13 protein-coding genes, 1 tRNA gene and 1 pseudogene are annotated in these 12,366 nt (G+C 61.5%); 4 read left to right on the forward strand and 11 right to left on the reverse strand.

Features of this window, described 5'->3' with window-relative positions:
* Positions 1 to 118 precede the first annotated feature (118 nt).
* The 8 genes from BUA38_RS16005 to rpmH form a co-directional block, all read right to left on the reverse strand.
* Complete coding sequence (locus BUA38_RS16005; RefSeq protein WP_072819102.1) at positions 119 to 814, reverse strand: pyrimidine 5'-nucleotidase; 696 nt, start codon at positions 812 to 814, stop codon at positions 119 to 121.
* A complete protein-coding gene (locus BUA38_RS16010; protein WP_072819103.1) occupies positions 814 to 1,839 on the reverse strand; it encodes a DUF1036 domain-containing protein in 1,026 nt (341 codons plus the stop codon). The genes BUA38_RS16005 and BUA38_RS16010 overlap by 1 nt, the downstream gene beginning before the upstream one ends.
* Positions 1,839 to 2,735 (reverse strand): acetylglutamate kinase, encoded by an 897-nt coding sequence (gene argB, locus BUA38_RS16015; RefSeq protein WP_072819105.1) that lies wholly within the window; start codon positions 2,733 to 2,735, stop codon positions 1,839 to 1,841. Before argB ends, BUA38_RS16010 begins: the two co-directional genes overlap by 1 nt.
* A gap of 203 nt (positions 2,736 to 2,938) precedes the next feature.
* Entirely contained in the window at positions 2,939 to 3,316 is a 378-nt protein-coding gene (locus BUA38_RS16020; protein ID WP_072819106.1) for a DUF423 domain-containing protein, read from the reverse strand.
* Positions 3,313 to 3,963, reverse strand: coding sequence for a ribosome biogenesis GTP-binding protein YihA/YsxC (gene yihA, locus BUA38_RS16025; RefSeq protein WP_072819108.1), 651 nt, complete (start codon positions 3,961 to 3,963; stop codon positions 3,313 to 3,315). Before yihA ends, BUA38_RS16020 begins: the two co-directional genes overlap by 4 nt.
* Positions 3,964 to 4,088: 125 nt before the next feature.
* Positions 4,089 to 5,948, reverse strand: a complete 1,860-nt coding sequence (gene yidC / locus BUA38_RS16030) for a membrane protein insertase YidC (RefSeq protein ID WP_072819109.1) — start codon at positions 5,946 to 5,948, stop codon at positions 4,089 to 4,091.
* Between the two features lie 3 nt (positions 5,949 to 5,951).
* Positions 5,952 to 6,320, reverse strand: coding sequence for a ribonuclease P protein component (gene rnpA / locus BUA38_RS16035; RefSeq protein WP_072819111.1), 369 nt, complete (start codon positions 6,318 to 6,320; stop codon positions 5,952 to 5,954).
* A 31-nt stretch (positions 6,321 to 6,351) separates the two neighbouring features.
* Entirely contained in the window at positions 6,352 to 6,486 is a 135-nt protein-coding gene (gene rpmH / locus BUA38_RS16040) for a 50S ribosomal protein L34 (protein WP_006609582.1), read from the reverse strand.
* A gap of 449 nt (positions 6,487 to 6,935) precedes the next feature.
* On the opposite strand from rpmH, the gene BUA38_RS16045 reads away from it, so the two are divergent.
* Positions 6,936 to 8,402 carry a sensor histidine kinase gene (locus tag BUA38_RS16045; RefSeq protein WP_072819113.1) on the forward strand — a complete coding sequence of 489 codons (1,467 nt, stop codon included), beginning with the start codon at positions 6,936 to 6,938 and terminating at the stop codon, positions 8,400 to 8,402.
* 147 nt (positions 8,403 to 8,549) lie between these two features.
* Positions 8,550 to 8,626 (forward strand) — tRNA-Arg (locus tag BUA38_RS16050).
* 329 nt (positions 8,627 to 8,955) lie between these two features.
* Here BUA38_RS16050 and BUA38_RS16055 read toward each other — a convergent pair.
* Together BUA38_RS16055 and BUA38_RS38455 are read right to left on the reverse strand one after the other, a co-directional pair.
* Positions 8,956 to 9,501, reverse strand: a complete 546-nt coding sequence (locus BUA38_RS16055; protein WP_338076362.1) for an ArdC family protein — start codon at positions 9,499 to 9,501, stop codon at positions 8,956 to 8,958.
* Positions 9,490 to 9,726: pseudogene (locus tag BUA38_RS38455) on the reverse strand (ArdC-like ssDNA-binding domain-containing protein); the annotation flags it as partial. The pseudogene BUA38_RS38455 and the gene BUA38_RS16055, both read right to left, overlap by 12 nt.
* A gap of 374 nt (positions 9,727 to 10,100) precedes the next feature.
* On the opposite strand from BUA38_RS38455, the gene BUA38_RS16060 reads away from it, so the two are divergent.
* Complete coding sequence (locus BUA38_RS16060; RefSeq protein ID WP_072819115.1) at positions 10,101 to 10,505, forward strand: hypothetical protein; 405 nt, start codon at positions 10,101 to 10,103, stop codon at positions 10,503 to 10,505.
* A gap of 175 nt (positions 10,506 to 10,680) precedes the next feature.
* Here the strand turns inward: BUA38_RS16060 and BUA38_RS16065 are convergent, their stop codons facing one another.
* Positions 10,681 to 11,184: a YncE family protein gene (locus BUA38_RS16065; RefSeq protein ID WP_072819116.1), complete on the reverse strand. Its 504-nt coding sequence runs from the start codon at positions 11,182 to 11,184 to the stop codon at positions 10,681 to 10,683.
* 214 nt (positions 11,185 to 11,398) lie between these two features.
* Here BUA38_RS16065 and BUA38_RS16070 point away from each other — a divergent pair, with 214 nt between their 5' ends.
* Positions 11,399 to 12,049 (forward strand): transposase, encoded by a 651-nt coding sequence (locus tag BUA38_RS16070; protein WP_276328171.1) that lies wholly within the window; start codon positions 11,399 to 11,401, stop codon positions 12,047 to 12,049.
* The last annotated feature ends 317 nt before the right edge of the window (positions 12,050 to 12,366 follow it).

The following is a 12,366-nucleotide window of genomic DNA, read 5'->3' on the forward strand; positions in this document are numbered from 1 at the left end:
AAGCAGGGACCCATACCGCGGAATCTCTCGATTGGCAGGGACGGTTGGATGCGTCGCAAAGCTCGAGTCGGTGGTTATGGGTCCCGGCTCGCGCTTCGCTTGGCCGGGACGACGATAGTCATGAGTTCTGCACCAACTCCTGCAAAAACCACGTCAGATCGTCGGTGACATGATCGACATAGGGGTCGTCGCGGCCCTCCAACTCCCAGTCCTCGCGCACCACTTCCCTCGTGCCGTCGGGCACGACCAGTACCGTGGTCATCCCGAGCTGGTGCGGGACCACGAGATTGCGTGCCAGATCCTCGAACATCGCGGCCCTGGCGGGATCGACGGAGTGATCCCTGAGGAACTTGTGATAGGTCTGCGGCGCCGGCTTTGGCTCGAGTTCAGCCGCGATGATGTCGAACACGGCCTCGAAATGCGCGGCGAGGCCGAGCCGGTTCAGGACCGCCCCGGCATGGTCGGTCGAGCCGTTGGTCAGGATCAGCTTGCGGCCCGGTAGTTTGGCAATCGCCGCGCCCATCGCCGGATTTGGCTCGAGCGGCGAGTGATCGATCTGGTGCACATAAGCGAGATAGTCGTCGGCGTGCACGCCGTGCTCGGTCATCATCCCGCGCATGCTGGTGCCGTAGCGGCGGTAATAATCCTTCTGGATGAAGCGGGCTTGTTCCGGCGAAACCTTCAAGTAAGCGCCGATGAATTCGCCGATGCGCTGATCCACCTGCTGCCACAGATTGACGTGATGCGGATAGAGCGTGTTGTCGAGGTCGAACACCCATGTGTCGACATGATCGAAGGCGCGTATCTTGGTCATCACGGCATCGCAAAGCGCAGCGTCTTGCCGCCGTTCGAGAGGTCAACGACAGCAAACCCGGTGGTGGAGAGGCCGCGGGTGCCGCACTCGCCCTGTTCGCTGACTTCGAATTTGCTCTCGCGCGTGCAGAGCGGCGTCTCGCCGCCCCAGTTCAGGGGCTTGTTCTTGAAGACGACGGTGCGGTTGTCGGCATCGACTGCTTCCGCGAAACTGAGGATGCGCCTGGGCTGGCCGGTCACGTCAGGATGCAGGCATTTTCCGGGTTCGATGCGATACCAGCCGCGGCTCGTAACCGTCTTGCCGTCGTCTGTCGCCACGGCCGCCATCACCTTGTGCGGGGTGTCGTTGCACCAGGTCAGGCCTGTCGAGGAGGGAGACTGCACCGCTTCGACCATCGTGGTGAAGAAATTCGGCGACTGGACGAAGTCCGAAGACAGTCCGCGGTTCTTCAGGAATGCGGCCAGTGCTCCTTGCGTCTTCGGGCCGTCGACGCCGTCGATTGGCGCGGCATCGAAGCCTCCGATCACCAATAGCCGCTGGATCGCGGCAAGGCGTGCCTGGTCGTCGTCGTATTCGCTGTCTTCCGCAAGATAGGCGACCATATTGCCGTCGTCGGCTTTGGTCGGATTGATCTGCGTGAAAGGCGCGGGTGTCTGGCCCGGCCGGCACTGGCGGGCTGCCGCAATGACGAAATTATCGCGCGCCACGCAGAGGCTGTCGCTGCCGTTCTGCGGCAAGGGCGAGGCGCCGTAGACGGCAAGCGCGCGGGCGTTGAGCAGGATACGGTCGGCGGTCAGCGCGCCCTGCAGGACCACGCGACAGGCCGCGGGGTCGATGCGAAACCAGCCGCGGGTTGCGGTCGTCGATTTATCGTCGATGCCGATCGCCGCCTCGATCACGTAACTCATGCGATTGCAGAGCTTCAGGTCGGCGCGGGCGGGCGCGATTCCGGCGAGCAGAGTGAGGGCCGGAACCAGTCCGGAGATGATGGGCCTCAGTTGCGTGAGTGCGCGTGCGCCTGTCATCACTTGTGGATCAGTGTGCCCGTGCCCTGGTTGGTGAACAATTCGAGCAGCACGGCGTGCGGCTGCTTGCCGTCGATGATGACGACGCCCTGGACGCCCTGTTCGAGTGCGTAGATGCAGGTTTCGACCTTGGGGATCATGCCGCCCGATATCGTGCCGTCGGCGATCAGCTTGCGCGCGTCCTTGATCGAGAGATCCGGAATCAGCTTCTTCGACTTGTCAAGTACGCCGGGCACGTCGGTCAGCAGCAACAGCCGCTTTGCCTTGAGCGCGCCCGCCACCGCGCCGGCAAAGGTGTCGGCGTTGACGTTGAAGGTCTGGCCGGTCTTGCTGATCGCGAGCGGCGCCAGCACCGGAATCAGCTCATAACCGATGAGCTGGTTCAACAGCGTGAGATCGACCTTTTCCGGTTCGCCGACGAAGCCGAGGTCGACCACTTTCTCGATATGCGAGTCCGGATCGACCATGGTGCGCGTCGCCTTCGACGCCGTCACCATGTTGCCGTCCTTGCCGCAGAGCCCCACGGCCTTGCCGCCGGCTTCATTGATGTAACCGACCAATTGCTTGTTGATCGAACCCGCCAGCACCATCTCGACGATCTCGATGGTCGCAGCATCGGTGATGCGAAGACCTGCGGCGAACTCGGATTGAATGCCGAGCCGTTTGAGCATGGTCGCGATCTGCGGTCCGCCACCGTGCACCACCACCGGATTGATCGCGGTCTGCTCCAGCAGAACGATATCGCGTGCGAACGCCTTGGCGACATCCTCCGCGCCCATGGCGTGCCCGCCATATTTGATGACGATGGTTTCGTCGTCATATTCCTGCATGTGCGGCAGGGCTTCCGACAGGATGCGGGCCTGATCGAGCGGGGTGATGTGGGACGCGTCGGTCATGAAGCGGGTCTCGCGGTACAGATACGGATGCGGGTTCTATCCGATTGTCGCGCAGGCGCAAAGCCGCATGAATGCTCTCGTGCCCCGGACGCTGCGCAGCGCGCTGGCGGTACGCCGCTGATCCGGGGCCTATTGACGATCCCGGGTCCCGGCTCTGCGCAGCGGCGTTACACGCTGCTACCGCGTCCAGGGCACGAAAATACTCAATTTCGGCGCGGCCATGCGGCGGCGACAGCCAGCACCAGCCAGCTTACGATCAGCAATGTCCCGCCGGTTGGCGCGGCCATCGGAAACAAGGCATGGCCGGCGAAGTGCCGCAAACTGAGATCGCCGGCGAACAATGCGGACGCGATCACGAAGCCGAAGGCGGCGATGATTCCGCCTTTGGCGGTCACGATGCCACGTTCGGTCAAGGCGACCGCCGTGAGCACGGCCGTGGCGTGAAACAGCAACATCGAGGAAGCAGGCATCAGCCGCGTCGCATCGGCCTGATGGGTCGCCACCGCGGCCAGGATCACGCCATCGGCGCCCATGATACCGGCGAGGATGACAAGGATGCGAAGCAAGGGAAACATTGTCATCGGCGCTCTTCCAAAAGGCGCACCATCGCGGCGCGCAATTCCGGGATTCCCTCAGATTTTTCCGAGGAGGTCGCAAGCACTTCCGGAAAAGCGGCCGGATGGGTTGCAAGCGAGGTCCTCACGTCCGTGATGCGCCCTTCCAGTTCGCTCTTCTTGATCTGGTCGGCCTTGGTCAGGACGACCTGATAACTGACCGCGGACCGGTCGAGCGTCTTCAACACGTCGAGGTCGACGTCTTTAAGGCCGTGCCGGGCATCGATCAGCACATAGACGCGCGCGAGATTGCTGCGGCCCTCGAGGTATTTGTGGATCAGCGTGGTCCAGGAGGCGACCTTGGCCTTGGACGCCGCGGCATAGCCGTAACCGGGCATATCGACGAGCCGCAGGCCGGCCTGTGCCGGGCCATCGAAGAAGATCAGTTCCTGGGTGCGGCCCGGCGTGCTCGAGGTTCGCGCCAGCGCGTTGCGGCCGGTGAGCGCGTTGATGAGGCTTGATTTGCCGACATTGGAGCGGCCGGCGAAGGCGATTTCCACGCCCGCCATCGGCGGCAAGGTCTCGATCGACGGCGAGGCCCAGATGAAGTGGAAGTCGCCCGCAAATAGTTTGCGGCCCTGCTCGATCAGCTTCGCATCAGGTTCGGTGGTCATGCGAAGGATCCATTTTACGTACGCCTCATGGTGAGGAGGCGCTCGTGAGCGCCGTCTCGAACCATGAGCGTTCATGTCATCCTTCGAGACGCGCGAAGAGCGCTCCTCAGGATGAGGTTATTTGGTCAGGTCTTCGATTCAGCCTTCTTGCCGAACGTCGCCCTCACATTGTCGAACAATTCCACCTTCACGCCGTTGCGGTGCATGATCAGGCTTTGCTGCAAGACCGAGAGCGTGTTGTTCCAGGCCCAGTAGATCACGAGGCCGGCAGGGAAGCCCGCAAGCATGAAGGTGAAGATCAAGGGCATCCAGCCAAAGATCATCTGCTGGGTCGGATCGGGCGGTGTCGGGTTCAGCTTGAACTGGAACCACATCGTGATGCCCATGATGATCGGCCAAATCCCGAGCGCGAGGTAGTGGCCGAACAGCGGCAACTGCGTCGGGTCGAAGTGCAGCAGGCCGAACAGGTTGAACAGGTTGGTCGGATCGGGCGCCGACAGGTCCTTGATCCAGCCGTAGAACGGCGCGTGCCGCATCTCGATGGTGACGAACAGCACCTTGTAGAGCGAGAAGAAGACCGGAATCTGCAAGGCGACGGGAAGACAACCGGCGATCGGGTTGATCTTCTCCTTCTTGTAGATTTCCATCATCTCCTGCTGCTGCTTCACCTTGTCGTCGGGATAGCGCTCCTTCAGCGCGGCGAGCTGCGGCTGTACCGACTTCATCTTCGCCATCGAGGCGTAGGACTTGTTGGCGAGCGGGAAGAAGATCAGCTTGACGAGCACCGTCACCAAAAGGATCGAGATGCCGAAATTGCCGAAGAAATTATAGAAGAAGTCGAGCGCCAGGAACATCGGCTTGGTGATGAAGTAGAAATAGCCCCAATCGATCAGAAGATCGAAATGGTTGAGTTCAAGCTGCTTGTTGTATCCGGCGGGCCCGACCAGCGGAAAATTGATGCCGACGACGCCGGCTTCCTTGGCGCCTGCGAACAGCCGCGTGTGCGCGCTGCCGGTGCCGCCGATCGCAATCGTCTGCGCGTCCTGAAGATAATCGGTCTGGTAGGTGCGAACGTTGCCGACGAGGTTGGAGGAATAGCGCGCCTGCAACTGGGCGCGGGTATCCGGCAACAGGGCCGAGGCCCAGTATTTGTCGGTGATGCCGAGCCAGCCATTGGTGACCTTGAAACTGACGGCCTTGGCTTCGTCGATCTTCTTGTAGGTATATTCCTGAAGACCCTGGTCGCCGAGATAGCCGATCAGGCCTTCATGCAGGATGTAGTAGCCGGAGACCTGCGGCGTGCCGTGCCGCGAGATCAGTGCGAAGGGATAGAGCGTAACCGGCGCGTTGCCGACGTTGGTGACGTCGTCCTTGATGGTGAAGAGATAGCGGTCGTCGACCGCAATGGTGCGGCGGAAGGTGAGGCCGTCGCCGTTCTCATACTTCAGCGTGACCGGATGGCTCGGCGTCAGGTCGCCGGGTGTCTCCTGCTGCCACACCGTATTGTGGTCGGGCATCTTCGCCGACGAACCTGAGGCTGCGACCCAGCCGAACTCGGCGTAATAGGGATTGTCGGTGCCCGAAGGCGCGTACAGCACGATCGCCGGTGAATTCGGATCGACGGTTTCGCGGAACTGCACCAGTGACAGGTCGTCGAGCCGCGCGCCCTTCAGCGCAATGCTGCCGGAAAGCCGGGGCGTATCGATCTTGACGCGGGGAGTTGCCGCGATCGCGGTTTCGCGGCTGACCGGCGCTGCCGAACCTGCCTGTGCATTTGCCGGCGCATTGGCTGACGGCGCCGGCGTATTGGCCTGCGGCGTGGCCGAGCCGCCGGCATTTTGCGCCGGCGTCGTCGTCTGGCTTTGCTGGGCCTGCTGCGCGGCGCGCTGCTTTTCCATCTGCGGGATGTTGTAGAAATATTGCCAGCCGATCAGCACGAGACCGGAAAGGATGACGGCAAGGATGGTGTTGCGATTGTCGGTCATCGTTTAAGGTCTCGTCATTCTTTTCGGTTGCGGCGCGCGCTGGGCGGTCGGCCGGTCGAGGCGCTGCAGCGCCTGGCTGAGATCCCCGAGCATGTGAGAGAAATCGGACGTCAGCGCGGCCCGACGGCCGATTAGCACATAATCGCAGTGCGGATGCAGCGACGGTGCCTGAATCCGTTTCACGAGTTCTCGAAGCCTGCGCCGGATGCGGTTGCGCTCGGTCGCGGTTCCATTTTTCTTGGTAACGGTAAAGCCTATCCGGGTCGGCCCATCATCGTCGCGCCGGCGGCGCTGCACCACAAACGCGGGCATGCTTGTCCGCGCGCCATTGGCAACGGCGAGGAAGTCCGCCCGCTGCCTTAGCCGATCCATGATGAGATCTCTTCGGTGGGGAGGTCCGGTCTCAGGCGCTCAGACGCTTGCGGCCGCGCGCGCGGCGTGCGGCGAGGACCTTGCGGCCGCCGGTCGTGGCAAGGCGCGCACGGAAGCCATGGCGGCGCTTGCGCACCAGTTTGCTCGGTTGATAAGTCCGCTTCACGGGTGGTTCTCCGCTGACAACTTGCCTGCTTGGCTGACAATTTGCCTGATAAATGAGGTATGTCCGCCGATGTGGGCAGCCCCCCAAAGCGGGCCGTTTCCGGCCCGAAATAGGCCGACCGGCGTGGGCCGGATCATCGCGTACAATTGGCGCGGCTTATAAGCGAGCGACCCCTTTTCGTCAATGTGGCTGGGTAGTCGATATGGGGTTCCTCGAAACGGCGTATTTTTCGCGAATAATTCAATCGCAGCGGTGTATTAGCAAAGTGAGCAGGGCTTCCGTATTTGGCGGGACGGGCGGCGATCCGGCCTGGCCGTTAACTTGGGTTAAAGCGTCCCCGGTGGAACCGGAATCCTGGCCCGTTGGTAGGGTCGGACCGTTATCAAACCTTGATTTGACGTGCCGGCGTTCAGGGTCCAGATAGAAAAAGCGATATTTCGAAGGTAGTTATGCCGTCAGCGAACGACGAACAGCCGAATAAGGCGCCTCCGCGGGCAAGGCTCCCGCGCCGGCTCGGCCTGTCCGGCAAGCTGTTGCTGCTGACGATTCCGCTGGTGATGATCGCGGAAGTCCTGATCTACGTGCCTTCGATCGCCAATTTCTGGATGAACCGGCTGAACGCCCGCCTCGCATCGGCCAACACCGCGGCGCTGGTTCTCGATGCCGCGCCCTCAGGCATGGTTCCGGATTCGCTGGCACGCCAGATCCTGGACAGCATCGGTGCGCGGGCGGTTGCGATCAAGCTCGGACAGCAGCGGCGGCTGCTCGCCAGCGCCAATCTGCCGGCGGCGATCGACCACGACGTCGACATGCGGACGCTGACAGCCTGGTCCTCGATCGTCACCTCGCTTCAGATGATGATGGAAACCGGCAATCAGGCGATCCGCATCGTCGGACCGGCGCCCAGCGGTGGGCAGTTCATCGAAGTGGTGGTCGATGAGGTGCCGCTGCGCAAGGCGATGTACCTGTTTTCGCGCAATCTGCTGCTGGTTTCGCTCGCGATCGCGATCCTGACCGCGGCATTGGTGTATTTCGCGCTGCATTTCCTGTTCGTGCGGCCGATGCGGCGGCTGACGGAGAGCCTCGTCAGCTTCCACGAGAATCCGGAAAGCTCGGCGCGCATCATCGTGCCGTCCAATCGCAGCGATGAAATCGGCGTGGCGGAGCGCGAGCTGTCCGACATGCAGCGCGACCTCGTCTCGATGTTGCATCAAAAGAGCCGTCTCGCCTCGCTCGGGCTAGCGGTTTCGAAGATCAACCACGACCTGCGCAACCTGCTCGCCTCCTCGCAATTGCTGTCGGATCAGTTGGCGAGCGTGCCCGATCCGCGCGTGCAGCGGTTTGCACCGAAGCTGTTGCGGTCGCTCGAGCGCGCCATCGCGTTCTGCCAGTCGACGCTGTCCTACGGCCGCGCTCAGGAGGCGGCGCCCGACCGCCGCATGATGATGATCGAGCCGGTGGTGTCGGAGGTGCGGGAATCCGCAGGCCTTGCCGCCGATGCCTCGATCACCTGGATCAGTGCGATCGAGCGCGGCTTGATGGTCGATGCCGATCCCGATCAGTTGTTCCGGGTGCTGCTCAATCTGGTGCGCAATGCCGAGCAGGCGCTGGAAGGCCAGCCCACGACGCAAATCCGCATCACCGGACGGCGTGAAGGCTCAGTCGCCATCGTCGAAGTGTCCGATACCGGGCCCGGCATTCCGCCCGCCACCCGCGAGAACCTGTTCAAGGCGTTCCAGACCTCAGGCCGGCCCGGCGGCAGCGGACTGGGTCTGGCGATCGCGGCCGAACTTGTCGTTGCCCATGGCGGGGAAATTCACCTGGTCGAAGGCACCATCGGCGCCACGTTCCGCATTGCCATCCCGGATCGGCCGGTTGAGCTTTTGAGCATCCGCAACGAGCGGGCGCGGGCTTAAAGGCTCTATTTACGCCAATTTCAACCCACCCCAGACCTTGCCAAGCCCGCTTGGAGCGGGTAGCTAGTGCGCTCTTTCGCGAGCCTCGCAAACAGGATTTGCAGCGGCCTTGACGGACCTCCATAGGTCTTTAGCTTGTGCGAAAACGCGCCCGTAGCTCAGCTGGATAGAGCATCAGACTACGAATCTGAGGGTCGGACGTTCGAATCGTTCCGGGCGCGCCAGCATCCGTTTGAAGTGGTTGCGCTTTTTTAGAGTCACCGCTGATTTGCTTCCACGGGGATTGTTCGCGGAAGCAATGTGGAAGCAACGCGCTCACTAAAATGGACAAAATTATCTCGCTGACCCATCGCGTGCCGATAGGCAGCGTAGCTCGTAGCGTACGGGCCGGTTGCCTGCTCTTCAGGCGAACAACCGCGTCGACGCGGCCACCAAAACCAACCCGAGCCGCACCTGCCGAACGTCTCCAGCGTGCGATCCGAATAGAAGATCTCGATGCAGACGCCCGTCAGCGGGTTGATGTCGTAGAGCGGCTCATGCCGTGTCGGGGCCATCACGCAGCCCTTTCCGTGGGTTCGGCAAGGGCAAGGCCCCGCAGGTAGTCAGCAGCCTTGGAAGCTTGGCTGCAAGCCGTAAAGAACGCCCGCTTATCGGCCTTCAGCAGATCAATCCAAGTCGCGATGTAGCCGGCGTTCCGTACGTCTCCGTCAAAGCCAAATTCCGCACATAGAAAAGCAGCGCCCAACTCCGCTATGAGTTCCTCGGCGGCGTAGTCGCGAGAGCCGAAGCGGTTCTTCAAATCCCGATCAAGGCGCGACTTGTGGCCTGTCCAATGCGTCAGTTCGTGGAACGCCACGTTGTAGAAGTGATCCGCACCCTTGAAGCCGGCGAAAGCGGGCATCGAGATGAAATCTCGGCTCGGCACATAGAACGCTTCCCCGTGCCCCTCGCGAATGTCGGCACCTGTTGATCGAAGGAAGGCGTCAGCAAGTTCGTCGCGCGCGTCGGGATTGCGAACGCGGACGGGCTTTCCCGTATTGATGCTATCGGGAAGGTTTTCGCACTGGTCGACGTTGAAAACCGTGTACTCTCGCATCATTGGTACTAGGCGCGTCGAGGCGTTGTCGTCCGCGCGCTTGTCCCGAACTTGAAGCTGTTTCACGAAATAAACCTTCGTGCCGCGCTCGCCCTTGCGCACGTTGCCGCCCAATTCCAAGGCTTGCCTGAAGGTGAGAAAACGCGGCGTGCGATAGCCTGCCGCTTGGGCCATCCACAACAGAACGACGTTGCACCCTGAGTAGGGTCGGTTACTCACGGCATTGCAGGGACTATTAGCGCCGGGGGTCGCCGACTATGGCTTAACCCAAGGAGGAGCGCCTTTCTCTAATTCTGCAACAATGCGCGCTGATACCTCAGCGTAGAGATCACGTTTCATAGCCGCCTCGCTGTTATGGCTGCGCGACCACGATCGGCCGCACGCGATAGCCGCGTTGGGCAAGGCTCAGTTGAGCGTCAGGCTGTTGGGCGCAATTCTATCCCCCACCCACCTTGGCCAAGGGGGGCCGTCGCGCGCGCGAAGAGGTGTGCCGCGGAGATAGGCCCCCCGAAAAGTAATCCTTAAAAAATTGTTAACGCCGGGTTGGGCCACCAGCTGTCACGTTAGTAGGGTGGCAAGGGCGAAAGATGACGAGAGTGTCGATGTTGAAATTTCATGAGAGTGCGACTTGCGAAGGCATTATTCGGCACCTTGAAAGGCGCGAACGCACAAACCGCCGCGACGTGAATGTGCGCGATAAGGGCGGCCACACGTCACCGAATGCGCGTGTTGAAATGACGTTCCGCCTTGGCGATCATCTTTACGCAATCGAACACACGGGTATCGAGCCGTTTGACGGCTTTATGGAGCACCAGAATAGAGCGCCTGCGCTCTTCAAGCCGCTTGAGGTCGCGATCGCGTCGGTGCTGAGCGCGCTACTCACTCCCGGCGTGGTGATCGAAATGCACATGCCGGTTGACGCTTTCACCGGTCGTAAGATGTCAGAGGTGGTGTGCTGCAAGCTGGCGTTATGCATCCGGGCACAAATGCTGTTGTGCAAGGTTTGACGAAGGCCGAGCCAGTTTATCCTGCTCTCGAGCACGACCTGGTTGACCGACTTCTTAAGGGCACACATCGGCCGCCGGGATGGTGAGCCTTGCCAGCCGACTGCTGGCTGGCGCCGGAACGCGGTGCTTCGTCTCGCGTATCCGAAGAAGCAGAAAAAGGTAAGAACGACGAAAGTCACGAACAACAAGGTCGTGACGGTAATACCCGTCCGGCCTTGGCGTCGGTGACGCACCAGCGCGGCCGTCCCGGCAAGTCGATCGATACATGTCTGTGATCGCTCAGTCCAAAAAGCTGCAGCGTTGGCCCTTCGTTGTCGTCGTCGCCGATGCAGGCTGCAATCGCGAGGTTCAATCGGGCTACGATCACAGCGCCATTCGGTCGCGCGCCGGTCTTGAACACGGCAAGAGTCTTTAAGGTGACGGCGTCGAGCAACGCGATGCTGGCGCTCCCGCGGTTGGTCACCAGGATCTGTCCGTCGTCGGCGACGGCGCCGGCCGCGCGCGGAAATCCCGGCAGTGTCGCAAGGTGGCGACCGGCGTCATGGTCGATGACCTCAACGCAGTCGCGCGCTGTGTGCGCAATGAAGACGCGCCGGCTCTTTGCGTCGAACGCGGCGTGATCGAAGGCGCTGCCCGCGGCGTCCGGTATGGCGATAGTGCCGATCGTCTTCAACGACATGACAACCTCTTGCTTCTGAGTGTTCTCGGATCTCGCTTGTTCCGGTCAATTGGCCGACGTCACCGTATAATCTGAAAAATACATGTGGCTGTCGGCTTTCGACCATAGACCGATACGACCTGATATCGGCTCGGCCAGAGAATGCTGAAGATAGAGCTTGCCATCGGCCTCCCGCCGTCCGCCGTCCGTCCAACTTGGTCCCAACGCATGAATCATCCCAAGTGAAGGGCCGCTTCGTGGCCGCATTGACGAGAACGCCGGGCTGCTCCTCTTTCACATCGCAAGCGCCCAGCCGGAGCGGCTTGCGGCCGATACCGCCTACGGGACGGCTTCGATGCTGAACTGGCTGGTCGAGGAGAAGGGCATCGCGCCACATATTCCGGTGAACGACAAGTCGCAGCGAGGCGATGGCACCTTCTCACGCAGCGATTTTCGATATGATCCGGCAAGCGACATCTACCTCTGCCCGGGTGGAAAGCAGCTCAGGACGAGCGGCACGGTGCACGATGACAAGACGCTTCTGTATCGTGCCAGCAGGCGGGACTGCGGGATATGCCCGCTCAAACCCCAGTGCTGCCCAAAGGAGCCATCACGCAAGATCCCGCGCGACATCCATGAGCGCGCCCGCGACGTTGCCCGGTCTTTCGTTGGCTCCGAGGACTTTGAGCAGTCGCGGCGTGAGCGCAAGAAGATCGAGATGCGCTTTGCACACCTCAAACGTATCCTGAGGCTCGACCGGCTTCGACTGCGTGGCCCACGAGGGGCCCAGGATGAATTTGTTCTGGCCGCCATCGCCCAGAACCTACGACGGCTCGCCAAATTGGTCGCCCGGCCGCCGCCATATGCGCTTCAGTGCACCGCGTAGCGTCACAGTTGCGTAAACATCAGGGTGGCAGCCGCTCAGGATTGAGCGGCATCAACCGCCCCGTCAAAAACCTCAATCGCAATCCTCGCCAACCCAACCAACTACTTTCGCAACAAAATCGGCACTTAGCCGACGCGGGCAGCCGAAAGCGCGAGGTCGGCTTATGAGGGTTGAGCCGACCTGGGACGGGGGTACCCGTGTGATGTCGGGCAATTTCCTTTAGCCGACCTATCGAGATATCGTTGCGCACTGACTTGAGTTGGGACTACTCTAAGCCAAGATCGCTGAGCAACCCACGAGCAGTTGCCCCAATAAAA

Origin of the sequence: Bradyrhizobium erythrophlei (genome assembly GCF_900142985.1) — a bacterium.
Lineage (GTDB): Bacteria > Pseudomonadota > Alphaproteobacteria > Rhizobiales > Xanthobacteraceae > Bradyrhizobium > Bradyrhizobium erythrophlei_B.

Coding starts and splice junctions, on each gene's coding strand:
- rnpA (WP_072819111.1), bottom strand. CDS start 6,320: ATGGATCGGCTAAGGCAGCGGGCGGACTTCCTCGCCGTTGCCAATGGC.
- yihA (WP_072819108.1), bottom strand. CDS start 3,963: ATGACCACCGAACCTGATGCGAAGCTGATCGAGCAGGGCCGCAAACTA.
- BUA38_RS16005 (WP_072819102.1), bottom strand. CDS start 814: ATGACCAAGATACGCGCCTTCGATCATGTCGACACATGGGTGTTCGAC.
- argB (WP_072819105.1), bottom strand. CDS start 2,735: ATGACCGACGCGTCCCACATCACCCCGCTCGATCAGGCCCGCATCCTG.
- BUA38_RS16065 (WP_072819116.1), bottom strand. CDS start 11,184: ATGTCGTTGAAGACGATCGGCACTATCGCCATACCGGACGCCGCGGGC.
- BUA38_RS16010 (WP_072819103.1), bottom strand. CDS start 1,839: ATGACAGGCGCACGCGCACTCACGCAACTGAGGCCCATCATCTCCGGA.
- BUA38_RS16045 (WP_072819113.1), top strand. CDS start 6,936: ATGCCGTCAGCGAACGACGAACAGCCGAATAAGGCGCCTCCGCGGGCA.
- BUA38_RS16060 (WP_072819115.1), top strand. CDS start 10,101: ATGTTGAAATTTCATGAGAGTGCGACTTGCGAAGGCATTATTCGGCAC.
- BUA38_RS16055 (WP_338076362.1), bottom strand. CDS start 9,501: ATGATGCGAGAGTACACGGTTTTCAACGTCGACCAGTGCGAAAACCTT.
- yidC (WP_072819109.1), bottom strand. CDS start 5,948: ATGACCGACAATCGCAACACCATCCTTGCCGTCATCCTTTCCGGTCTC.
- BUA38_RS16020 (WP_072819106.1), bottom strand. CDS start 3,316: ATGACAATGTTTCCCTTGCTTCGCATCCTTGTCATCCTCGCCGGTATC.